Genomic DNA, 23,524 nt, shown 5'->3' with positions numbered 1-23,524 from the left:
TAACGTATGAGCTACGAATTAGACGACGACATTCTTCAGGACTTTTTGGTTGAAGCAGGTGAAATTCTCGAATTGCTCTCAGAGCAATTGGTTGAACTTGAGAACAACCCCGAAGACAGGGAGTTATTAAATGCGATTTTCCGCGGTTTCCATACCGTTAAAGGTGGGGCCGGGTTTCTTGCACTCACCGAGCTGGTTGAGACGTGCCACGGTGCCGAGAACGTATTTGATATCTTACGCAATGGCCAAAGAAGTGTAACATCGAGCTTGATGGATACGATGTTACGAGCTTTAGACACCGTTAACGCACAGTTTCGCGCTGTTCAAGATCAAGAACCCTTAGAGCCTGCAGATCCCGCTCTACTCGATGAACTTCATAAATTGTGTCGTCCTGCTTCTGAAGATGAAATTGACGAAGTAGAGCCTGTTATTGCTGAAGTTGAAGTCGAGGAAGAGGCCGCTATCGAAGCGCCTGAACCGGAAGTCATTCAACCAGTGGCCTCAAAGGCTGTCGCGTCAAATTCTATCGATGAAATCACGCAAGATGAATTTGAAAAACTGTTAGACGAATTACATGGCAAGGGCACCGCGCCTAATGCTCATTCTGAAAATGCCGCACCAGCGACCCCAGCGCCTAAAGCCCCAAGTGCATCAGTGGCTGCTAGTGGTGACATTACGGATGACGAATTTGAAAAGCTGCTTGATGAACTGCACGGCGTAGGCAAAGCTCCAACCGTTGAACCCGCTCCTGAGGTGACAGCGAAACCAACTACTCCGCCTAAATCAACAGCGGCACCTAAAGCTTCTGCTGGTGGTGGCGATGATTTGATGACGGACGAGGAGTTTGAAAAGCTTCTTGACGAACTGCATGGCTCAGGAAAAGGGCCATTGCCAGAAGAGTTGGAAATGGCAACCAGACCTGCTTCTGAAAATGTGAAGCCAGCAGAGCCTGTAAAACCAACAGAGACCGCAAAACCGAAAGCTGAAGCGGCGAAACCTACACCTGCTCCTCAGCCTAAAGTAACGGCTCCAGCCGCCTCTTCCCCGGCGAAAGCTCCGGTTGCAGTGGCTGAGAAAAAAGAAGTATCAGCACCTGCTGTGGCTAAAAAAGCGCAAACTCAGCCGGAAACAACAGTCCGTGTTGATACATCAACGCTCGACATCATTATGAACATGATTGGCGAATTGGTGCTAGTGCGTAACCGCTTGCTGAGTTTAGGGCTTAATAGCAACGACGAAGAGATGGCAAAAGCGGTGGCTAACCTTGATGTAGTTACTGCGGATTTGCAAGGCGCTGTCATGAAAACGCGCATGCAACCGATTAAGAAAGTGTTCGGTCGTTTCCCTCGCGTGGTTCGAGACCTTGCACGTACCCTGAAAAAAGACATCGTGCTTGAAATGCGCGGTGAAGAAACAGACCTTGATAAAAACTTGGTCGAAGCGCTTGCAGACCCATTGATCCACTTAGTGCGTAACTCAGTTGACCACGGCATTGAAATGCCTGATGTGCGTAGCAAATCTGGAAAGCCAAGCACGGGTAAAATCATACTCTCAGCTTCGCAAGAAGGTGATCATATTGAGCTAGCTATCGTCGATGATGGCGGCGGTATGGACCCAGATAAGCTGCGTAGTATTGCGGTTAAACGAGGCATGATGGATGAAGATGCGGCGTCGCGTCTCTCCAATAAAGAGTGTTTTAACTTAATCTTTATGGCGGGATTCTCCAGTAAAGAGCAAATTTCAGACATTTCTGGTCGTGGTGTTGGGATGGATGTTGTAAAAACAGCCATCAATACACTCAATGGTTCAATTGACATCGATTCTGAGATGGGCAAAGGGACTAAGATTACGATCAAAGTGCCGCTAACACTCGCTATCTTACCGACATTGATGGTTGGGGTCGCAGGGCATCCATTTGCTCTACCGCTTGCGAGCGTGAATGAAATCTTCCATCTTGATCTTAGCCGGACGAACGTCGTTGATGGACAACTGACCATCATAGTACGTAAAAAATCGATACCACTCTTCTACTTACAGAATTGGCTAGCACCTAAAGCGGGTAAAATAGAACTGCGTAAAGGTCATGGACATGTTGTTATTGTTCAGATTGGTAGCCAGCGAGTTGGTTTTGTGGTTGATACCTTAATTGGCCAAGAAGAAGTGGTAATCAAACCACTAGATAAGCTTCTTCAAAAAACACCGGGTATGGCTGGGGCAACGATTACCAGCGATGGACATATTGCACTAATACTAGATGTGCCAGATTTGCTTAAGCAGTATGCTGCTGCTTCCCGCATTTAAATGAGCACACAATATAAGGACACCCATGGCGATTAGAGTATTAGTCGTTGATGATTCGAGCTTTTTTAGACGGCGTGTGAGTGAAATTATTAACTCTGACACCCGTCTAGAAGTGATTGATGTTGCAACTAACGGTAAAGAAGCCGTAGAAAAAGCGAGAATCTTAAAGCCTGATGTCATCACAATGGATATTGAGATGCCAGTTATGGATGGCATTACTGCTGTCCGTGAAATTATGGCTGCGAACCCGATCCCAATCTTGATGTTCTCATCGCTGACTCATGATGGTGCCAAAGCAACGCTAGATGCTTTAGATGCTGGAGCGTTAGATTTCTTACCGAAAAAGTTTGAAGATATTGCCCGTAACCGTGATGAGGCTGTCGCTTTATTACAACAACGGGTTATTCAAATCGCGTCGAAAAAAGGGATGCTGAGAAGACCTTTGGTTTCACGCCCAGCGCCGAGCACATCGTCGCCGTTTGCCAATAGAACAGCGGCTACAACGGCGAGTTCCCCTGTGCCGAAATCAATGGGCACATTGGCTCGCTTTAAAGCTACAGGTAAAAAATATCAGTTGACCGCTATCGGTACCTCTACAGGGGGCCCGGTTGCGTTACAAAAAATATTGACGAAGTTACCTGCGAATTATCCGCATCCGATCGTACTCATTCAACACATGCCTGCCACCTTCACTGCTGCATTTGCAAACCGGCTCAACTCACTGTGTAAAATTGAAGTGAAAGAAGCAGAAGATGGCGATGCATTGCGCCCAGGCGTTGCTTACTTGGCTCCGGGTGGTAAACAGATGATGATTGAGGGCCGTCCGGGTAGTGCAAAATTGCGCATTATCGATGGTGGTGAACGTATGAATTATAAGCCGTGTGTTGATATAACATTCGGTTCTGCGGCGAAGATCTATGCAGATAAAGTGCTGTCAATGATATTGACTGGTATGGGAGCCGATGGTCGTGAAGGGGCTCGAATGTTACAAGCCGCAGGGGCAACCATTTGGGCTCAGGATGAAGAAAGTTGCGTGGTGTATGGCATGCCGCAAGCTGTCGCAAAAGCGGGGATCTCGTCTGAAGATTTACCGTTAGAGCGTATATCAGAACGAATGTTAGTTGAAGTTGGCCTCGCATAAAGGAAGTTCAATGATTGTATGGAGTATTGCAAACCAAAAAGGCGGTGTGGGTAAAACAACCACAACGATTACGCTTGCTGGTTTGCTAAGTCAGCAAGGCAAAAGAGTGCTGTTGGTCGATACTGACCCTCACGCCTCGCTTACTACATACTTAGGTTATGATTCTGATGGCGTGCCCGTCAGCCTGTTTGACCTATTTCAGCAACGTGAGTTAACAGAGCAAAGCGTTACCCCTCTTATCCTAAAAACCGATGTTGAAGGCATTGATCTCATCCCTGCCCATATGTCTCTAGCCACTTTAGATAGAGTCATGGGCAACCGCAGTGGAATGGGGCTGATTTTGAAACGTGCGCTTCTTGCATTGCGCCATAATTATGACTACGTATTGATCGACTGTCCTCCAATCTTAGGTGTAATGATGGTTAATGCATTGGCCGCCAGCGATCGTATCTTAATTCCAGTGCAGACTGAGTTTCTGGCTATGAAAGGGCTCGAAAGGATGATTCGCACCTTAGCCATCATGCAAAAATCTCGTAGTCGATCGTTTAAAGTGACTATCGTACCGACTATGTACGACAAGCGAACCCGGGCTTCTTTGCAAACGCTGAATCAACTTAAAAAAGATTACCCAGAGCAAGTTTGGAGCTCTGCTGTACCTATAGACACCAAGTTTCGTGATGCGAGTTTAAAGCGCTTGCCTGCTTCTCATTTTGCTGAAGGTAGCCGTGGTGTTTTTGCTTATAAACAGTTGCTGATTTATTTAGAGAGGCTAGCTATTGATGAGTAGTGGGCCATTTTTATCCAGTGAACAAGCACTCGATGACTACTTTACAGCGTTACTAGATGAAGAAGCGATTGAACTTGAGCTGAAAGCGGAAGAGCAAAAAGAATTGTCCCTTGCTGAACCTGAGTTAGCGCTTTCGACATCGGTGCAATCTGTACCGGAAAAAAGTTATTACCATGCTGAAGTGGTTGAGTTTGAGCTGCCGAATTTAGATGATGTGCAGCGCTTATTAAGCCAGCTAGAATCAAGTAATCCAGTGGCAGAGTTAGAGCTGGAAGAGATCATGGAGCAAAACACCGTTCAGATCGCTTTAAAAACTCAACCAGTGACTGAAATTGTTGAAGAGATCCAAGAATGGGATATTCCCGCCGATACCTTGGAAACAGAACCTGAAGTTGAAATTCTGACTGCGGCAGACACTGTTGAAGAATTTGCTGTTGACGTGGAAGTGGTTGAGCAACCGACGGCTGAAGTCGAACTTGAAACGCAAGCGGGCTACTCTGGAATTGGTACATGGCAAAGCACTGCGAGAACACTAGATTTTCAAGTGCTCTATTTTGAAGTGAATGGCGTGACGTTTGCGGTGCCTCTTGATGAACTTGGGGGGATCCACCGTATGGCAACGCTCAATCATTTAATCGGTCGACCTGCTTGGTACCTTGGACTGCAAACGAATAAAGATAATCAGCTAGATGTTGTCGATACGGCAAAATGGGTAATGGCAGAAAAGCTCCATGATGATAGCTACAAAGAAGGTTATCAATACATCGTCATGCTTGGTGACAGTATGTGGGGGTTAGCAAGTACTCAGCTTATGGGTACAGAATTGCTAAGCTCAGAGAAGGTCCGCTGGCGAGAACAGGCAGGCAAAAGGCCGTGGCTTGCTGGAATGGTAAAAGAAAAAATGTGTGCTTTGATCCATGTTGAAGCATTGATAGCTATGCTTAATGCAGGGCTTGATGTAAAAGCACTAGAGAAATAATAATACATTGATGTCGGAATCGACTTAGAGAGGAAAAGGTATGTCTCAGACTAACGAAGTAGAAGTAAGAAAAGACAAGTCTAACGACGAAGTGCTTCAGTGGGTGACGTTCCAACTAGAAGAAGAAACATACGGAATTAATGTAATGCAGGTACGTGAAGTACTCCGCTATACAGAAATTGCACCGGTACCAGGTGCTCCTGATTATGTTCTTGGCATCATTAACCTACGTGGTAATGTTGTGACCGTCATTGATACACGATCTCGTTTTGGCTTAATGCAAGGTGAAATCACGGATAATACACGCATTATTGTGATTGAATCTGAGCGCCAAGTGATTGGTATTTTAGTCGATAGCGTTGCGGAAGTAGTTTACCTACGTTCTTCTGAAATCGATACTACACCAAGTGTTGGTACTGATGAGAGCGCTAAGTTTATCCAAGGCGTGAGCAACCGTGACGGTAAGCTATTGATCCTTGTTGACCTGAATAAACTGCTAACTGAAGACGAGTGGGACGAGATGGTCCACCTATAATGAGCGAAGCTATGTTGTTCAGTGCTCCTGTTATTCTTATAGGGAGCGCGGTTTTTGTTGTTGTATTTTTGTTGCTGGTGTTACTTCGTGTACGTCAGGGACTTGCCCAACAGATTGATCACCAAAGACAACAAGCCCGATCGTTAGATAAGGAGTTGCAAAAGGCGAATAGACAGCTGTTGGAAATACGCTCAGTTGCTATTGGTCTTGGCCAAAAAGTGACGGATCAGCAGGATCTCATCCAGCATTTAAACGAGCGAATTACTGAATTGGAACATGTTGATACGGATGGGCGTTTATACAGCCGAGCGACAAAAATGGTCCAACTCGGTGCTGACATCAATGAGCTTATTAAAGAGTGTGAGCTACCTAAAGCTGAAGCTGAGTTGATGATGTCCTTGCAGAAGAAAATTGCAGGGCATGAAAGCATCCCGCCACTGAGTAGTCACCCGGAAGGTCGCGAGCCGGTGCAAAGTACGAGGCGACCTGCAAAAAAATAGTCGAAAGAGCGAAACTAGAGAGGGAAGCCAATGGCTTCCCTCTCTAGTTTTGAATGTGGTTAAATGTAGCCATAAAGTAGTAAATGAGACAGAAAATAATTAAAAATTAACAGTTTCTTACCTAGTTTCGTGACTGGTAATAGTCTTATTATGTTTTGTCTTAGGTGTGGTGTGCTAATATAGCGGCTCAAATTTCTCGATTTAGATGCACATGCTTGAAGTAAATAACCTGACCGCAATTCGTGATGAAAGAGTTCTGTTTGAAGCACTTAGCTTTGTGATTCATGCTGGCGAATTGGTGCAGATTGAAGGACGGAACGGCACAGGTAAAACGACCTTACTACGAATTATTACCGGGTTAGGTGATAGAGAGGATGGTTCTATTTTGTGGAATGGCATGAATATTGAGTCTAATCGTGATGATTACCACCAAGATTTACTGTTTCTTGGTCATCAAACTGGGGTTAAGCGCGATTTGACGGCATTCGAGAATCTTCATTTTTATCAATCAGTGCATAATGCAGAATCGTCTTCTCAAGAGATATATCAAGCCTTGGCTAAAGTGGGTTTAGCTGGCCGAGAAGACGTGGCTGCAGGCCAGCTTTCTGCCGGACAACAGCGCCGAGTTGCGCTGGCTCGTTTGTGGCTCAGTCAACAAAAGTTGTGGATTTTAGATGAACCGTTAACTGCGATTGATAAGCAGGGTGTCAAAGTGTTGGAAGCCTTATTTCTAGCGCATGCGCAACAAGGTGGCATTGTTGTATTGACCACACACCAAGATATGTTTGCTAACTATCCGCAATTGCGAAAAATTAAATTGGGGCATGAGTCATGATCGTGACCATGGGGATGATCATCCGTCGTGAATTATTGATCGCCTTTCGACGTCAAGCCGATATTTTTAATCCACTGTGGTTTTTTATCATAGTGATCACCCTATTCCCGCTGAGTATCGGCCCAGAGCCTGCTTTGCTCGCCCGTATCGCTGCAGGTATTGTTTGGGTTGCGGCGTTACTGTCGGCGCTACTATCACTTGAGCGTCTGTTTCGCGATGATTTTCAAGACGGGTCACTTGAACAAATGATGCTGATCCCAGTGCCATTACCCATAGTCGTTATTTCAAAAGTCGTGGCTCATTGGTTATTGACTGGACTGCCTTTAATTTTAATTAGCCCATTGTTAGCCGTATTATTGTCATTAGATTTTAATACGTGGCTTGCAGTTGTATTGACTTTGTTCATTGGCACGCCAACGTTGAGTTTTATCGGTGCTATTGGTGTTGCATTGACCGTAGGCTTGCAAAAAGGTGGCGTGTTGCTGAGCCTACTGGTCTTACCCTTGTATATCCCGATTTTAATCTTCGCTACATCAGCTATTGATGCAGCATCGCTTGGCATGCTCTACAACGGTCAATTGGCTGTTTTGGGGGCAATGTTTATGGGCGCGATAACATTAACTCCATTTGCTATTAGCGCAGCATTGAGAGTCAGCGTTAACTAAATTAAGTACGAACGATATTTTCAGCAATGCATTTGAGCGTTGCGTATCAACAACACAATAAACTGAGCAGACACATGCTCAGAAGCAATGAAGTAAGAGTGAGACAATACAATGTGGAAATGGCTCCATCCCTATGCAAAGCCTGAATCCGCCTATCGGCTATGTGGAAAGTTCCTGCCTTGGTTTGCAGGGCTCGCTATCTTATGCCTGGTAGTCGGTAATATCCTTGGTTTAGCTTATGCTCCGGCAGACTATCAACAAGGCGACAGCTTCAGAATCATTTACATTCATGTCCCTTCCGCCATTTGGTCAATGGGCATTTATATGTCGATGGCGATTGCGGCTTTCATTGGTCTAGTTTGGCAATTAAAACTGTCAGACATGGCCGCTGCTGCAATGGCGCCCATCGGTGCGGTATTTACGTTTATTGCGTTAATTACTGGAGCAATTTGGGGCAAACCGATGTGGGGTACCTGGTGGGTATGGGATGCTCGTCTGACGTCTGAGCTCATTTTACTGTTTCTCTATTTGGGAGTGATTGCGCTTTACCACGCTTTCGATGATCAAAAAACAGCCGCAAAAGCCGCAGGTCTGCTGGCCATCGTTGGTGTGATCAATCTACCTATCATTCATTTCTCCGTTGAGTGGTGGAATACCCTGCACCAAGGTGCCACGATTACTAAATTTGAAAAGCCTTCCATATCCAGTGACATGTTGTGGCCATTGCTGCTCAATATTTTTGGTTTTGCTTTCTTTTTTGCTGCGGTCACTATGGTCCGCTTACGCAATGAAATTATCAGTAAAGAGAGCCATCGCCCTTGGGTTATCGAATTGGCAACCCTTCAAACACAGAAAGGTAACTGATCATGCATTTTGACTCTTTGAGTGATTTCTTGGCGATGGGCGGTTACTCCGCCTATGTATGGAGTGCATTTGGCATTACCTTTTTATCCATGTTTATTTTACTGATGCTCAGCATCAAGCGTGGCAAAACCTTGTTGCAAGATGTGCAAGCAAAGGTTGAACGCCAAGCCAGAATTGATGCTGCAAAGCATATGGAGAACACCTTATGACCCCAAGACGTAAAAAAAGACTCACCATTATTTTGGCATTGATTATTGGGGCTGGTGCCACCATTGGTTTGATGTTGTATGCACTCAATCAAAATATGGACCTTTTCTATACGCCGACCGAGCTTGTACACGGTAAACCCGATGGGACAAAGCCAGAAGTGGGTCAACGGCTACGTATTGGCGGCATGGTGGTGGTGGGCTCTGTGAAAAGAGCTCCGGGTTCACTAAAAGTAAGATTTCAGCTCCACGATGTTGGTCCAAATGTGACGGTCGAATATGAAGGCATCTTACCCGACTTGTTTAGAGAAGGTCAGGGTATTGTTGCGCAAGGCGTATTGAAAGATGCCACCACAGTGGAAGCGTTTGAAGTGCTAGCCAAGCATGATGAAAACTATATGCCACCGGAAATTGCTGAAGCAATGAAGAAAACGCATGAGCCGTTAACCTATAGCTCGGAACAAAAACAAGGAAGTGCTCAATGATTGTTGAAATAGGACATTTTGCCCTTATTGTTTCACTTGGGCTTGCCATATTACTCAGCTTACTTCCACTTGTTGGTGCTTCTAAAAACAATACCATGCTGATGAATACTGCGCGGCCATTAGCATGGGGAATGTTTTCATTGCTATTGGTATCATTTAGCATTTTGTTGTGGGCATTTTATGTCAATGACTTCACGGTGCAATATGTGGCGAGTAATTCGAATAGTCAATTACCCTGGTATTACCGTCTAACAGCGGTGTGGGGGGCGCATGAAGGTTCATTATTGCTGTGGGTTTTAATTCAAGCGGGATGGACTGTGGCGGTGGCTACCTTTAGCCGTGGTATGCCTCAAGAATCTGTGGCGCGAGTCTTATCCGTTATGGGGCTGATCAGCGTTGGATTCTTGCTGTTTGTCATCGTGACTTCGAATCCATTTTTACGCACCTTACCCTATTTCCCAATTGATGGTCGTGACTTAAACCCGCTGCTACAAGATCCTGGGCTAATCATTCACCCACCCATGTTATACATGGGATATGTCGGTTTTTCAGTCGCATTCTCATTTGCAATAGCCTCTTTGATGACCGGGCGTTTGGATACTGCATGGGCCCGTTGGTCTCGTCCTTGGACAACTGCGGCGTGGTTATTTTTGACATTAGGTATCGCGCTAGGTTCGTGGTGGGCTTACTACGAACTTGGCTGGGGTGGCTGGTGGTTCTGGGATCCAGTAGAAAACGCGTCGTTTATGCCATGGCTTGCGGGAACGGCATTGATGCACTCACTTGCTGTGACAGAAAAACGTGGCACATTCAAAGCTTGGACAGTGTTACTGGCAATTTCAGCATTTTCGCTCAGTTTACTGGGCACATTCTTAGTGCGATCTGGTATTTTGGTTTCGGTACACGCATTTGCATCCGATCCCGCTCGTGGCCTGTTTATCCTTGGGTTTTTGGTGTTTGTCATCGGTGGCTCACTGCTATTGTTTGCCGTTAAAGGTGCGGCAGTGCGCGTCCGTGGCAATGCTGAATTGATCTCGCGTGAAAATGCGCTGCTCTCCAACAACATCTTATTAATCGCGGCATTGGTGGTGGTGTTGGTTGGCACCTTGTTACCTTTAATCCACAAGCAGATTGGCCTTGGTTCCGTATCAATAGGAGCGCCTTTCTTCAACATGCTGTTTGCATGGCTAATGGTGCCATTTGCATTTTTGCTGGGGATCGGTCCACTGATCCGTTGGAAGCGCGATAATTTTTCCAAGCTTTTGAAACCGATGTTGATTTGTGGCCTGATGGCGTTGATTCTTTCGGCGGTTATGGTGTACCTGCTAGCTGAACGCTTTAGCTTGATGGCATTTATCGGCTGGGTCATGGCGTTTTGGATCATCTTGCTACACGTTGTCGAGTTGCACCAACGTGCGACACATCGTCATAGCTTTATGATAGGGGTGACTAAACTACAACGTAGCCACTGGGCCATGATGTTAGGCCATGTTGGTCTTGCCGTTACTGTGATTGGTATTGCGATGGTGCAAAACTACAGTATCGAGCGTGATGTTCGTCTAGCACCTGGGGAATCTTTTGAAATCCAACAATATAACTTTTATTTCAAAGGGTTAAGAGATAAAGATGGCCCGAACTATGATGGTTATATTGCCGATTTTGAAATTACGCAGGATGGGCAATACGTGAATACACTCCATGCGGAAAAACGCTTTTATCGTACTGCCAAGTCAATGATGACTGAAGCGGCCATCGATCGTGGCATCACTCGCGATTTGTACATTGCAATGGGTGAGCGATTAGAAGATGGTCATTCATGGGCGATCCGAATTTATTACAAACCATTTGTACGTTGGATCTGGGCTGGTGCTTTATTGATGTCATTAGGTGGTGCGTTAGCCATCAGTGACAAACGCTACCGCTTTAGAAAAAGCTCCCAACAGGAGGCGTAGATGAACAAGAAAATTCTATTTATTCCATTGGTGGCTTTTCTTGGTCTAGTTGCCGTGTTTGTTACTCAGTTGGTCAAAAATACCGAAGGTGATGATCCCACAAAATTGGAGTCGGTTCTGATTGGTAAGTCTGTGCCTGAATTTCGTTTGGAAGATTTAGCCGAACCCGGAAAGCTGTATGACCAAGCGATATTTAAAGGCGAGCCTTTGCTGCTGAACGTCTGGGCAACTTGGTGCCCGACCTGCTATGCCGAACATCAATATCTCAATCGGTTGGCGGGTGATGGTGTAAAAATTATAGGCTTAAATTATAAAGATCAACGAGATAAAGCGGTTCAATGGTTAAATGAGCTAGGTAATCCTTACTTGATCAGCCTGTTCGATGGTAATGGTATGCTAGGGTTAGATCTCGGCGTTTACGGTGCGCCGGAAACCTTTCTCATTGATGCCAACGGCGTTATTCGTTACCGCCATGTGGGGGATGTTAATCCAACCAATTGGCAAACAACTTTGCAACCTATGTATCAGAAACTTCTAGAGGAAGCGAAGTAATGAAGCGTTTTATATTATCGATCATTGCTAGCTTTGCTTTGGTATTTTCTGTGCAATCTGCAATTGAAGTGTACGAGTTTGATAATCCACAGCAAGAGCAGCAATTCAAAGAGTTGAGCAATACATTGCGTTGTCCAAAGTGTCAAAACAATACTATTGCCGACTCAAATGCTGCATTAGCACAGGACTTACGTAATAAAGTCTATGAAATGACCAAACAAGGTAAGTCTGAACAAGACATTGTTGACTACATGATTGCACGTTACGGCAACTTTGTGACCTATAACCCACCGTTGACTTTGGCGACTTCCATCTTATGGCTAGGTCCTTTGAGTGTGGTGTTTCTGGGTTTTGGTTTTATTGTATTACGCAGCAAACGTCGTAAAGCATCAACCGCTCAAAATGGTGAAGTTTGGGATGCCGAAAAGGAAGAGCGATTAAATCAGTTGCTCGCCGAAGACGCGGTTGATGATGAGAAGCATGGAGACAAACAATAATGACGTTTTTTTGGTTATCTACCCTCATTGTGACCTTCTTTGGTTGTGTCTTCATTGCACTGCCGATCCTCAAAAACAGAGCGAACAACGATGCAGCGCTGCGTGACGAATTGAACAAAGCGATCTTTAAAAACCGCCTTGCAGAGTTACACGAAGAGACGCAAGAAGGGTTGGTTGACAGCGAACAAGAGCTGATTGCTGATCTGAAACAGTCGCTATTGGATGATATTCCTGCGCAATCGGTGCAAGGAAATTCTTCACATGTATCACCGATGGTTGTTTTGATCCCCTCGATTTTATTGGTCGTTATCTTAAGCTATGGCTTTTACCTAAAATTTGGCGCGGCTAGTCAAGTGGAGCAGTGGCAGCAAGTGAACGCTAACTTACCTGCACTCTCAAAAAAAATGATGTCACCAGAAGGTGCTGCCTTAAGTGATGATGAGATGAATGATCTCACACTGGCGCTGCGCACTCGTCTGCATTATCAGCCTCAAGATGCGACCGGGTGGTTGCTGCTTGGACGTATTGGACTTGCTAACAGAGATATAGAAACATCGATTGGCTCAATGAAAAAAGCGTATGCGTTAGATCCAAAAGATGCAGATGTGAAGTTGGGCTATGCGCAAGCATTAATGTTGTCACAAGATGAGCTTGACCAAAATCAAGCACGTGAAATTTTAACGGCATTAGTACAACAAGATTATGTTGATTTACGCGTGTTTTCACTACTTGCGTTTGATGCGTTTGAACGCCAGGATTACCCAGCGGCGATGAAGTATTGGCGATTAATGCAGCAGATGATTGGCCCTGAAGATAGCCGTTATGAGATGCTTTCGCGCAGTATTGAAAGAGCACAAAGCAAAATGCAGCCTAAAGCTATCGATGGGAAAATGGTTCCTGTCACCATCTCACTCGGTGATGGTGTGACTCTTGAACAAAATGCAGTACTCATAGTCTCTGTGCACAGTTCTGATGGTGCACCTATGCCTGTTGCCGCAGCGCGTTATCCACTGACTCAATTCCCTATTAAGGTTGTGTTAGATGATAGCAATAGCATGGTTCAGGGTCGGAAGTTATCCGACCTTGCACAGCTTATTGTTCGAGTACGCTTGGATACGGATGGCAATGTTTCAACCAAACAAGGTGATTGGTTTGGTGAAAGTGCTCCCATGAGTCTCGGTCAACCTGTTGAAGTTGTGATCAATAAGCAGTATTAATAGCACTTATATACAATTAACGTATTGATAGGCCGATGTCTCATCGGCCTTTATACATGGAAATAAATAATGATAAGCCGCCTATCCCGACTGATATGCCCTATGCTGTTCCTTTTCGTATTAGCAGGGTGTGCAAGCGCTCCGGATTCAACGTCAGCCGAATCAAAGCAAACGCAGTCGGGCGATCCTTTTGAGGTTTTTAACCGATCAATGTGGACAATCAACTACGATTATATCGATCCATACTTGGTTCGCCCTGTTGCGATTGCCTACGTGGATTACATTCCACACCCCATTAGAAAAACGATCGCCAATGTTCTGTCAAACCTTGATGAACCTTCAAGCATTATCAACAACATATTGATGGGTAATGGTACGAAAGCCGTTGACCACTTTAACCGCTTTTGGATTAATAGCACCTTAGGCCTGTTTGGGATGATTGATATTGCGTCAGAAGCGGGCATCACCAAACACAATGAAAAAGCGTTTAGTGATGCGGTAGGCCATTATGGTGTTGGTAATGGTCCATATTTAATGATTCCTGGATACGGGCCCTACACGATTCGAGAAACCACAGATGTTGTGGATGGCTTGTATGTACCACTTTCTTATCTCAATGTCTGGGCTGGCCTAGGTAAATGGGCTCTGGAAGGATTGGAGACCCGAGCAAGGCTCGTTCCCCAAGAAGTGACGTTGGAAAACTCCCCAGATCCATATTCATTAACTCGCGATGTTTATTTACAACGCCAAGATTTTAAAGCAGAAATTGATACCCAAACGTACGATGAATCGGAAGAAGAGTATCTCGACGATTATCTGGAAGAAGGGTTTTAATCATACCCATGTAGGTCGGCCTTGTACTGCTAGCTAGGCCGACATCACACGTCCGCTAAAGTATTCGTTAGCGACGATGTATTCCGTATTGCGGATCAATTCATCTTGCAGCTCAGCCCAATGGGGCTTCTCATCTACATCACCTTTTGCGCTAGGCACTACGCCTCCGACCCTTATGTTGAAAGGGGTTAGTTCTTTTGCCCAACTCTGCGTGAAACCAGAAACCATAGAATTCGCATTTTCAATTCCCGCTAGGTCATACTCATCATTTTGAGAAATGACGTTCACAATCACACCTGGCTTGTTGTTAATACGCATTCGCTCAGCACTGGCTTGACCAAAAGTGAATAAAGTTGAGGCCATCATGGCGAGCTTCTGAAGAAAGACTTCAGCTCGTTGTTCACCTATCAAGGGGGGGAGGGATGCATTTGGCCAATTATTGACCAGCACATCCGGTGCCCCATGATAGGTTTGATCAATAAAATCGAACAGCCGATGGATCGTTTCTAAAGAGTAATCTGGTGTGTGGTAATAATGAACATCCTGAGAGATCGCTTTGCAACGAGCAAAGGTTTCCATTAACCCAAATTTGTCTTGGTCACACAAAATAATTTTTGCACCTAAATGTGCGAAATGAACGGCCAGCGTGCTACCAAGCATCGAACTTGCTGAAGTGATTAATATTATTGCACTTTTTATATCCATTGGGTGCCTCACCCTATTGTTTGTTTTATTGTTATAGCGGGATTTAGTCTCAATAGGATGGTTGATTAACTGTGGGTAGGGTGTGAATAACATCAAATTACTCAGCCTAAGCGAGCGTGGTATGTGTTTTTTTTGGTCATACTCACATTCTGATCTAGAGAATGTCGTTTTGTGTTACATACAAGACATCAAACTTGGGTGCGGATCTGATCTCGCCGGTGGGCAACGGTGAGTTGAACCGACAGATCGGCAACTAAGAGCTCAACGTTTGAGGGGGAGGCAAGATGCCTTCGCTCATGTCCTGACAGATTAAGATATACCTCTTCGGGTAAATCATGCGTATCTTCAGGCAAATAGGCGAGTACTTCAGGAGTCAAGTAGTGGCTGAGTTTCGCACTGGCGAGTCCTCCGTGATGGAAAAGCTCGGCCTGTTTTGCTGAAACAGCGTAAGAGCTTTGGTCGGAACGCAGTGCTTGAGGCTCCGTAAGCTCAAATCGCTTACGTAACAATTCATCGCTAGTGGGTGGGTTTTCAATACGTTCAACAGGAGTGTTGTCGCGTACATCGTTAGAAAACATCGACAGTATGAGTGCAAAGTCCGCACGGCGTCCTTGCTGGACAGCATGGCTTAGCCCCGAGCCAAATTGAAGCTCGTTTATAATACTGGCTTTATCTAATGTATGTACTTGCATTTGCCTCTCCAACCGATGCACTTTTAGCGGCGAGAAAGCAGATAACTTTAGATAAAATAACAAAAAAGCCTGCGACAAAGCAGGCTTTTCATATGACTAAATACCAATCCAAGGGGAAAAGGTTATTTTGCTAGGTTTTCTGCAACGAATGCCCAGTTAACCAGTGCCCAGAAACCATTCATGTAGTCAGGGCGTAGGTTACGGTAATCGATGTAGTAAGCGTGTTCCCACAGATCAACCGTCAGTAGCGGAGTCACACCTTCGTGAGTCAGTGGTGTGGCTGCATTTGAAGTGTTGATGATCTCTAAAGAACCATCCGCATTTTTCACCAACCAAGTCCAAGATGAACCAAAGTTATTGATCGCTGAGTCAGTGAATTTTGCTTTAAAAGCTTCAAAAGAACCAAATGCGGCGTTGATTGCGTCTGCAACGGCACCTGTTGGTTCGCCACCTGCATTTGGTGCAAGGCAGTGCCAATAGAAGGTGTGGTTCCAAATTTGAGCGGCGTTATTAAATACGCCACCAGTTGAAGTCTTGATGATCTCTTCGAGAGATTTACCTTCAAATTCAGTGCCAGGGATAAGGCCGTTAAGCTTCACAACGTAAGTGTTGTGGTGCTTACCGTGGTGGAAATCTAGTGTTTCGGCTGAAATGTGTGGTTCTAGAGCGTCTTTAGCGTAAGGCAAAGCTGGTAATTCGAATGACATTGCTCGATTCTCCGTTGTGTAGAAAGAGTGAAAGTCTCTTTCAGTAGCTTCCAGATATTATAATGATATTCGTCGATACGACTGACTTGAAGGTATTTTAGCAAGTTTTTACTTTATTAAAAGTCCTAATGTTGAAAATTGTTGTATAGGCAGGATATCCATAAATAATATGTGCTTTTTATTCTCTATTAATGATTTAGAATGTCAGTAACAAACCGCACTATCCCCATTAAGAGGAAGCAATGGAAACTATTGATAAAATTAAACAGCAACTTGAAGAAAATGCCATTCTGCTATACATGAAAGGCTCTCCTAAGCTACCAAGTTGCGGATTCTCTTCTCAAGCTGCGCAGGCTTTGATGGCTTGTGGTGAGAAATTTGCTTATGTGGATATTCTGCAAAACCCAGATATCCGCGCTGAGCTGCCTGTATACGCACAGTGGCCTACTTTTCCACAATTGTGGATTGAAGGTGAGTTGATTGGTGGTTGTGACATCATTATCGAAATGTTCCAAAAAGGCGAACTGCAACCTTTAGTGAAAGAAGCCGCTGCACGTGCAGGCAATGAAGGGTAATACTGTATAAAATAACAGTTTTTCTTGATTTATTAAGGTCACATTGGTTAATGTGGCCTTATTTTTTTGCGTTGATTTGAGTTTATGACCCGTTTATTCATTGCTGAAAAGCCCAGCTTAGGGCGCGCTATAGCCGATGCTCTGCCGAAACCACACAAGAAAGATCAAGGTTTCATTCGTTGTGCGAATGGTGACATCGTTACTTGGTGTATTGGGCATTTACTCGAGCAAGTTGAGCCGGATGTTTATGATGAACGCTATAAAAAGTGGAATTTACTCGACTTACCTATCATTCCTTCACAGTGGCAGCTTAGACCGCGCAAAACATCGAGCAAACAGTTGACTGTGATTCGTCAGCTTTTGAAAGAAGCATCGCAAATTATCCATGCAGGAGACCCGGATCGCGAAGGGCAACTATTAGTTGATGAAGTGATTGATTATTGCAAAGTAAGCCAAAGTAAAAAAGAGCAAGCATTGCGGCTACTGATCAGCGATTTAAACCTTCCAGCCGTGCAGCGTGCACTGAAACAGATGCGCAGTAATCGCGAATTCATCCCTTTATCGGTTTCAGCGCTCGCGCGTTCAAGAGCCGATTGGTTGTATGGCATGAATATGTCACGGGCTTATACTTTGCTGGGGCAGAAAGCGGGCTATCAAGGTGTCTTGTCGGTTGGACGGGTACAAACTCCTATTCTAGGGCTTGTGGTACGTCGGGATGAGGAGATAGAAAACTTCATCCCGCGAGACTATTTTACATTACATGCGTTAATCCCTTATCAAACTGATCAAGTGGCGTTTGATATCCGTGCGCGCTGGAAACCCAGCGATGCTTGCCAGCCGTGGCAAGATGAAGAAGGGCGAGTCTTAAACCGCAAGTTGGTGGAAAATGTCGCACAGCGCATCGCAGGGCAACCCGCCACAGTGATTGAAGCCGAACAAAAGCAAACTAAGCAAGCCGCGCCGTTACCTTATTCCTTATCTGCACTGCAAATTGATGCAGCGAAGCGCTTTGCAATGAGCGCCCAGCAAGTGTTAGACACTTGTCAATCTCTGTATGAGAAGCATAAATTAATCACCTATCCGCGCTCAGATTGTCGTTACTTACCACAAGAACATTACGCTCAAGCTTCGTCAGTAACTCAAGCTATCGCGTGCAACGCCAAAGAGTTGTTAACGGCGGTCAGTGGCGCAAACTTAGCTCTTAAATCCAAAGCATGGAACGATAAGAAAGTGGACGCGCACCATGCCATTATTCCCACACCAAAGCAGGCATCCGTCAATGCCTTGTCGGGAAATGAGATGAAAATATACCAATTGATTGCGCGCCAATACTTGATGCAATTTTATCCCGCCGCCGTGTACGCCGAAGCCAAGCTGGTGTTTGATATTGCGGGTGGCTTTTTTGTTGCGTCAGGGCGACAACTGGTTGAAACCGGTTGGAAGAGTTTGTTAGGCAAAGTCGATGAAGAAGAGAACGGAGTCGATACCGTTCCACCACTGAGTAAAGGGACGGTGCTGACGTGTCGAGAAGGGGAGATTCACGATCGAAAAACCGAGCCTCCTCGTCATTTTACTGAAGCGACTTTGCTACAAGCGATGACGGGAATTGCTCGCTATGTTGAAGATAAAGAGCTGAAAAAAATCTTACGTGAAACCGATGGTTTGGGTACGGAAGCGACGCGAGCGGGGATCCTTGACACTTTATTCAAGCGGCAACTCTTAACACGTCAAGGTAAGCTGATTCTAAGCTCGCCAGCGGGAAGGGGTTTAATTCATGCGCTGCCAAATGAATCAACTTATCCTGATATGACCGCCCATTGGGAGCATCAATTGCAAGCGATGGCTGAACGTGGGCAAGCGTATCAACCCTTTATGCAAGTGCTGCAAGAGCGCATTATTCAGATCATGGAACAGGCGAAATCGGGCTCAGTGCCAGAGTCGCTTCGCTCATTGCCCAAAGTGGAGCGCCCTGCATTCAAACGAAAGATACGTAAATCCAGCAAAACCACGCGTTATCAACGTAATTCGGCTCAATAAAATGACATCAAAGAATCGGTCGCTAAGTAAGCAGATGCCTGCGAATTAGGTAAGATGTTCACCGACCTGACGAGCTAATTATCACATTTTCGATAAAAAAGGCTGGCTTGTTATCACGGCAAAACCAGCAATACAGCATCTTCCACCTTTAGAACGGATAAACTGGGCAATCGAGCTGACCGCTTCTTCACTGTAGGATTCAATCTTATAGAGATGGCTCATACACTTCTCCTCTCTAACCGTGCCATTAATTACGACATAACCGTTGAATAATGGAAAGCATATTTGATGCCAGTTTCTAAAAAATACACCTTTGGTATGTAATGAATGGAGAGGGTACTTATCTAATGAATGGCAACTGGTGCGTGGAATAAAATATCAGTATGAGAAAATGATGTTAATCAGATACGAAAAAGCCGCTGTAAAAACAGCGGCTTTTCTTAAAAGTGGCGGAGAGATAGGGATTTGAACCCTAGGATAGCTATTAACCATCGCCGGTTTTCAAGACCGGTGCTTTAAACCACTCAGCCATCTCTCCGTGTGGTGCGCATAATAGCGAGGCAATTTTACTTTGTAAAGTCTTGAGCTGATTGTTTGCTGGTTTTGTATACAATTGACGATGATTTTCCACTAATGGCTTGATTCTTAGTACCTTGTTGGAGAAAAAATGTACATTAATGCGTACTTCGTTATGGCGCCTTTTTTATTTGGTTGCTGGCTTAACGGTGAATTCTGACGATGTTTATACAGAAATAATCGGTTATGTATTAGCAACGGTTTACCAAGAGCCTGATGCTCTCTTGTAGTATCAGGCTACCGGAGTTTCATAAATGGAATGTTATTTCTTTTTTATGCTTTTATGTTCATATAATGCTTGAACCTCTGGGAATGACGGGTAACAAGCTAAAACTGGCAGGGAAATGGTACTAAACCTGAACCATAGCCAAAAGATGGCTTTCTTGACCCTGCGCAAGGTGAGGAGTAATTTGCAGCTTCCTGTGTTTAAGGCACTGCTTCCATTTCCAATCATTAAGTACAGAGTGTTTGCAGGAGTTTATCTTGCACTCACCTATGCTGATGATTGAAATCAGTCAATAAAAAGAACCATGCTAGAAGAAACGACAACCAATGACCCTCATGATGCTCAACCTGAGGGGACTGAACGCATTTATCGCCAACGTTTTGATTCCAAAATAGGGTTTCAAAATGAATACGATATTCTTGCTATTGAAGAGCCTTTACAAATCCATTTGCAATGGAATGATACGGTTACTAACAAGCTGCATATCGAAGAGTGGAGCATGACAATGCGAACGCCCGGTGACGATGCCCATCTCATCGGTGGCTTACTTTACACGCAGCAAGTGATCGATTCATATGACCATATACTCAATATGGAATTGGTTGACGACGAATCACGCCATGGCCAGAATCACTGGTTGGTCACGCTCAATCATCCATACACTGATGTGATTCAGCATCAGGCTCGTCGTTATATGAGCCAGTCGAGCTGTGGCATTTGCGGTATGACATCCATCCGATCCTTGAGTTTGAGGCGAGAAATTCGTGTTGATGATAGCCCGAAATGGCTCTCTTCTGATGTTGTTATTGCGCTTCCTAATCTGCTTCTTGTTCATCAACCACTGTTTGCAAAAACGGGGGCGGTGCATGGTGCGGGTTACTTCGTGAATGGTGAGTTGATTGCCGTTGCGGAAGATGTGGGCCGCCATAACGCAGTGGATAAGTTGATTGGTCGAATTTTGAGTGAGCAGCGTTGGCACCCGCAAGGGGTATTAATTCTTAGCGGCCGAGTGAGTTTTGAGTTAATGCAAAAAGCGGCCATTGCTGGCATTTCAGTGGTGGTGGCTGTTGGTGCGCCATCACGTTTAGCGCTCGATATGGCGCGTCAGTTCGATATGACACTGATTGGTTTTATCAAAAAAAATCAGTTCAATATATACCATGGTCATGCACGTTTGCAGTCAGTGAAAGAGTGAGAAGAAGAATATGAGTATTAAACAATATACCGGTTCGGCTGGTGGTTGGGGAGCGCTAAAAAGCACCGCGCATCATCTATTGAAAAGTCATAATGTTGCCAAAAATATTTCCAATCTTTTAAAAACCAACCAAGACCATGGTTTTGACTGTCCGGGCTGTGCTTGGGGTGAAAAACATGTCCCAGGGCGTTTTCGTTTTTGCGAAAATGGCGCTAAGGCCGTCAACTGGGAAGCCACTTCTCGACGCGTTGGGGCGGATTTCTTTAAGCAATATTCGGTCACTTGGCTCAATAAGCAGAGTGACTATTTTCTCGAATCTCAAGGGCGTTTAGCGGAACCAATGCGCTATAACGCTCAAACGGATCACTATGAGCCAATCAGCTGGGATGAGGCGTTTGCACTGGTTGCACAACACCTCAATCAACTCGCTAGTCCAAATCAGGCGGAATTTTATACATCAGGCCGCGCGAGTAATGAAGCTGCATTTCTATACCAGTTGTTTGCGCGCCGGTTTGGTACCAATAATTTTCCTGATTGCTCAAACATGTGCCATGAAGCGACGAGCGTCGCCTTGGTTCGCTCGATTGGCATTGGTAAGGGAACTGTGACTATTGAGGATTTTGAAGAATCCGATGCGATTCTTTTATTTGGACAAAACCCAGGAACGAATCACCCTCGTATGTTGGAAACACTGGCGTCAGCCTATAAGCGTGGAGCTCGGGTTGTTGCGTTTAATAATTTAAAAGAGCGAGGATTGGAGCGTTTTACTAACCCGCAAAATCCTTTTGAAATGTTAAGCAATGGTTCAACACCGACCACTAGCCATTATTTCACTCCTAAATTAGGCGGAGACATGGCGGCGGTTCGTGGCTTGGTGAAAATTCTTCTTGCTCGTCATCAGCAAGCACAGGCCTGCGGTGAATCGATATTCGATCTTGATTTCATTGCCCAGCATACCGAAGGGATGGAGTCTTATTTAGCCATGGTGCAGGCTACGCCGTGGTCAAGTATTATTGAACAATCTGGGCTCACGCAACAAGAGCTAGAGCTGGTGGCAGATATTTACCAAGGCGCTAAACGCGTGATCGTAACTTGGGCAATGGGGGTGACTCAGCATAAGCATTCGGTGGCAACCATACAAGAGTTGGTCAATCTACAATTACTGTTTGGCCAAATTGGTAAGGATGGTTCTGGGGTATGTCCTGTCCGTGGTCACTCAAATGTGCAAGGTGACCGCACGGTTGGAATTAATGAAAAACCGCCTGAATTTCTACTCGACAATATTGAAAAAGTACTGGGCTTTACGCCACCAAAAGCGCATGGCCATAATGTAGTTAATGCTATTGAGGCGATGCTACGGGGTGAAAGTAGAGTCTTTATCGGTTTAGGAGGAAACCTCGTTGCTGCTGCGCCCGATACCGAGCGTGTCGCACAAGCAATGAAAAACTGTAATTTGACCGTAAACATTGCGACTAAACTGAATCGGAGTCATGTCAACCCGGGCAAGGATGCGTTGATCCTGCCTTGTTTAGGTCGGACAGATATTGATATTCAGGCTCAGGGGCCACAGAAAATTACCGTTGAAGATTCATTCTCCATGGTTCATGCCTCTTCTGGGCGAATTGATGTTACAGGAGAGATGATGCGCTCAGAGCCTGCCATTATCGCAGGAATGGCAAAAGCGACCTTAGGGGAGGGAAATCCAATCGATTGGCAATCCATGGCCGATAATTACGATAACATTCGAGATTTGATTGAAAAGATTATCCCAGGATTTGCCAATTTTAATCAGCGGCTCAAAGGGCCTGGCGGTTTTTATCTTGGTAATTCAGCGCGTGAATTTAATTGGAAAACACCCACAGGAAAAGCGCAGATAAGCAGCAATGCACTTCCTGAATCTATCGTTCCGCTTAAAACTCAGCAGATGACCAAGAAACCGATTTTTGTGTTGCAGACGATGCGTTCGCACGATCAGTACAACACCACGGTTTACGGTTTGGATGATCGTTACCGAGGTGTATTTGGCGAACGTAATGTCATCTTCATGAATGAAAAAGATATTGAGCAGCTGCAATTAAAAGCGGGTGAACGAGTCGATATTGAGACACTGTGGGATGATGGTATTAAACGTGAAATTTTGGGCTTCAAAGTGGTCGCCTATGTAATTCCTCAAGGGAATGTAGCGGCCTATTTCCCTGAGGCAAATGCACTCATTCCATTGAGCAGTAAAGGCGACTTTAGTGATACCCCGACATCAAAATCTATTGCCGTTGTCATTCACCCAACCAAAGTTGCACCACTGTTAGTTCAAACAGACTAAAAAATCAGATACTAAAGCAAAAAAGAGAGCCGAAGCTCTCTTTTTTTAGGTGTATGGTCGGACTGAGAGGATTTGAACCTCCGACCCCCGACACCCCATGACGGTGCGCTACCAAGCTGCGCTACAGTCCGATTGGCGTAA

The 23,524-nt window shown here is 45.1% G+C and carries 24 protein-coding genes and 2 tRNA genes; 20 read left to right on the top strand and 6 right to left on the bottom strand.

Annotated elements, in window-relative coordinates:
• Positions 1–6 precede the first annotated feature (6 nt).
• From AACT23_RS11540 to AACT23_RS11465, 16 genes are all read left to right on the top strand, one after another.
• Positions 7–2,301 carry a chemotaxis protein CheA gene (locus tag AACT23_RS11540; RefSeq protein ID WP_094129003.1) on the top strand — a complete coding sequence of 765 codons (2,295 nt, stop codon included), beginning with the start codon at positions 7–9 and terminating at the stop codon, positions 2,299–2,301.
• A 25-nt stretch (positions 2,302–2,326) separates the two neighbouring features.
• Positions 2,327–3,442 carry a protein-glutamate methylesterase/protein-glutamine glutaminase gene (locus AACT23_RS11535; protein ID WP_094129000.1) on the top strand — a complete coding sequence of 372 codons (1,116 nt, stop codon included), beginning with the start codon at positions 2,327–2,329 and terminating at the stop codon, positions 3,440–3,442.
• Between the two features lie 10 nt (positions 3,443–3,452).
• Positions 3,453–4,229 (top strand): ParA family protein, encoded by a 777-nt coding sequence (locus AACT23_RS11530; RefSeq protein ID WP_026027244.1) that lies wholly within the window; start codon positions 3,453–3,455, stop codon positions 4,227–4,229.
• Positions 4,219–5,208, top strand: coding sequence for a chemotaxis protein CheW (locus AACT23_RS11525; protein ID WP_094128997.1), 990 nt, complete (start codon positions 4,219–4,221; stop codon positions 5,206–5,208). The genes AACT23_RS11530 and AACT23_RS11525 overlap by 11 nt, the downstream gene beginning before the upstream one ends.
• A 40-nt stretch (positions 5,209–5,248) precedes the next feature.
• The gene (locus tag AACT23_RS11520; protein ID WP_013856372.1) at positions 5,249–5,743 is read left to right on the top strand and encodes a chemotaxis protein CheW; all 495 of its coding nucleotides are present in this window, start codon (positions 5,249–5,251) and stop codon (positions 5,741–5,743) included.
• Entirely contained in the window at positions 5,743–6,243 is a 501-nt protein-coding gene (locus AACT23_RS11515; RefSeq protein ID WP_202598892.1) for a DUF2802 domain-containing protein, read from the top strand. Before AACT23_RS11520 ends, AACT23_RS11515 begins: the two co-directional genes overlap by 1 nt.
• Before the next feature lie 211 nt (positions 6,244–6,454).
• Positions 6,455–7,078 carry a cytochrome c biogenesis heme-transporting ATPase CcmA gene (gene ccmA / locus AACT23_RS11510; RefSeq protein ID WP_026027245.1) on the top strand — a complete coding sequence of 208 codons (624 nt, stop codon included), beginning with the start codon at positions 6,455–6,457 and terminating at the stop codon, positions 7,076–7,078.
• Positions 7,075–7,743: a heme exporter protein CcmB gene (gene ccmB, locus AACT23_RS11505; protein ID WP_013856375.1), complete on the top strand. Its 669-nt coding sequence runs from the start codon at positions 7,075–7,077 to the stop codon at positions 7,741–7,743. The genes ccmA and ccmB overlap by 4 nt, the downstream gene beginning before the upstream one ends.
• 111 nt (positions 7,744–7,854) lie before the next feature.
• Positions 7,855–8,607 carry a heme ABC transporter permease gene (locus AACT23_RS11500; protein WP_019280903.1) on the top strand — a complete coding sequence of 251 codons (753 nt, stop codon included), beginning with the start codon at positions 7,855–7,857 and terminating at the stop codon, positions 8,605–8,607.
• Positions 8,608–8,609: 2 nt separating this feature from the next.
• Positions 8,610–8,816 (top strand): heme exporter protein CcmD, encoded by a 207-nt coding sequence (gene ccmD / locus AACT23_RS11495; RefSeq protein ID WP_013856377.1) that lies wholly within the window; start codon positions 8,610–8,612, stop codon positions 8,814–8,816.
• Positions 8,813–9,298, top strand: a complete 486-nt coding sequence (gene ccmE, locus AACT23_RS11490; protein WP_094128994.1) for a cytochrome c maturation protein CcmE — start codon at positions 8,813–8,815, stop codon at positions 9,296–9,298. Before ccmD ends, ccmE begins: the two co-directional genes overlap by 4 nt.
• Positions 9,295–11,250 (top strand): heme lyase CcmF/NrfE family subunit, encoded by a 1,956-nt coding sequence (locus AACT23_RS11485; RefSeq protein WP_017049118.1) that lies wholly within the window; start codon positions 9,295–9,297, stop codon positions 11,248–11,250. The genes ccmE and AACT23_RS11485 overlap by 4 nt, the downstream gene beginning before the upstream one ends.
• Positions 11,251–11,802: a DsbE family thiol:disulfide interchange protein gene (locus AACT23_RS11480; RefSeq protein ID WP_013856380.1), complete on the top strand. Its 552-nt coding sequence runs from the start codon at positions 11,251–11,253 to the stop codon at positions 11,800–11,802.
• Entirely contained in the window at positions 11,802–12,299 is a 498-nt protein-coding gene (locus tag AACT23_RS11475) for a cytochrome c-type biogenesis protein (RefSeq protein ID WP_017042542.1), read from the top strand. Before AACT23_RS11480 ends, AACT23_RS11475 begins: the two co-directional genes overlap by 1 nt.
• Positions 12,299–13,516 (top strand): c-type cytochrome biogenesis protein CcmI, encoded by a 1,218-nt coding sequence (gene ccmI, locus AACT23_RS11470; RefSeq protein ID WP_017045243.1) that lies wholly within the window; start codon positions 12,299–12,301, stop codon positions 13,514–13,516. The genes AACT23_RS11475 and ccmI overlap by 1 nt, the downstream gene beginning before the upstream one ends.
• A gap of 69 nt (positions 13,517–13,585) precedes the next feature.
• Positions 13,586–14,350 (top strand): MlaA family lipoprotein, encoded by a 765-nt coding sequence (locus AACT23_RS11465; protein WP_094125525.1) that lies wholly within the window; start codon positions 13,586–13,588, stop codon positions 14,348–14,350.
• Between the two features lie 33 nt (positions 14,351–14,383).
• On the opposite strand, the gene AACT23_RS11460 is transcribed toward AACT23_RS11465, so the two are convergent.
• The 3 genes from AACT23_RS11460 to sodB all read right to left on the bottom strand — a co-directional run bounded on the left by AACT23_RS11460 (position 14,384) and on the right by sodB (position 16,454).
• Positions 14,384–15,010, bottom strand: coding sequence for an SDR family oxidoreductase (locus AACT23_RS11460; RefSeq protein ID WP_370685854.1), 627 nt, complete (start codon positions 15,008–15,010; stop codon positions 14,384–14,386).
• Positions 15,011–15,243: 233 nt separating this feature from the next.
• On the bottom strand, positions 15,244–15,747 hold the full coding sequence (locus tag AACT23_RS11455) for a VC2046/SO_2500 family protein (protein WP_026028396.1): 504 nt from the start codon (positions 15,745–15,747) through the stop codon (positions 15,244–15,246).
• Between the two features lie 122 nt (positions 15,748–15,869).
• On the bottom strand, positions 15,870–16,454 hold the full coding sequence (sodB, locus tag AACT23_RS11450; RefSeq protein ID WP_010318866.1) for a superoxide dismutase [Fe]: 585 nt from the start codon (positions 16,452–16,454) through the stop codon (positions 15,870–15,872).
• Positions 16,455–16,696: 242 nt separating this feature from the next.
• Between sodB and grxD the strand changes: the two genes are divergently transcribed.
• Both grxD and AACT23_RS11440 read left to right on the top strand, forming a co-directional pair.
• The gene (gene grxD, locus AACT23_RS11445; RefSeq protein ID WP_094128991.1) at positions 16,697–17,029 is read left to right on the top strand and encodes a Grx4 family monothiol glutaredoxin; all 333 of its coding nucleotides are present in this window, start codon (positions 16,697–16,699) and stop codon (positions 17,027–17,029) included.
• 84 nt (positions 17,030–17,113) lie between these two features.
• Positions 17,114–19,066 (top strand): DNA topoisomerase III, encoded by a 1,953-nt coding sequence (locus AACT23_RS11440; RefSeq protein ID WP_094128988.1) that lies wholly within the window; start codon positions 17,114–17,116, stop codon positions 19,064–19,066.
• Between the two features lie 81 nt (positions 19,067–19,147).
• Here AACT23_RS11440 and AACT23_RS11435 read toward each other — a convergent pair whose 3' ends face one another.
• Both AACT23_RS11435 and AACT23_RS11430 read right to left on the bottom strand, forming a co-directional pair.
• Positions 19,148–19,288 carry a hypothetical protein gene (locus AACT23_RS11435; RefSeq protein WP_176428670.1) on the bottom strand — a complete coding sequence of 47 codons (141 nt, stop codon included), beginning with the start codon at positions 19,286–19,288 and terminating at the stop codon, positions 19,148–19,150.
• A gap of 225 nt (positions 19,289–19,513) precedes the next feature.
• A tRNA-Ser gene (locus AACT23_RS11430) sits at positions 19,514–19,604 on the bottom strand.
• Positions 19,605–20,172: 568 nt separating this feature from the next.
• Between AACT23_RS11430 and AACT23_RS11425 the strand changes: the two genes are divergently transcribed.
• Positions 20,173–21,063, top strand: a complete 891-nt coding sequence (locus AACT23_RS11425) for a formate dehydrogenase accessory sulfurtransferase FdhD (protein WP_094128985.1) — start codon at positions 20,173–20,175, stop codon at positions 21,061–21,063.
• 10 nt (positions 21,064–21,073) lie between these two features.
• Positions 21,074–23,383, top strand: coding sequence for an FdhF/YdeP family oxidoreductase (locus AACT23_RS11420; RefSeq protein WP_094128982.1), 2,310 nt, complete (start codon positions 21,074–21,076; stop codon positions 23,381–23,383).
• A 54-nt stretch (positions 23,384–23,437) separates the two neighbouring features.
• On the opposite strand, the gene AACT23_RS11415 is transcribed toward AACT23_RS11420, so the two are convergent.
• A tRNA-Pro gene (locus tag AACT23_RS11415) sits at positions 23,438–23,514 on the bottom strand.
• Between the last annotated feature and the right edge of the window lie 10 nt (positions 23,515–23,524).

The sequence above is a fragment of the Vibrio sp. V09_P4A23P171 genome (genome assembly GCF_963875615.1).
GTDB lineage: Bacteria > Pseudomonadota > Gammaproteobacteria > Enterobacterales > Vibrionaceae > Vibrio > Vibrio anguillarum.
Note: the sequence above shows the minus strand (reverse complement) of the source record. Positions and strands in the feature narration are given on the sequence as shown.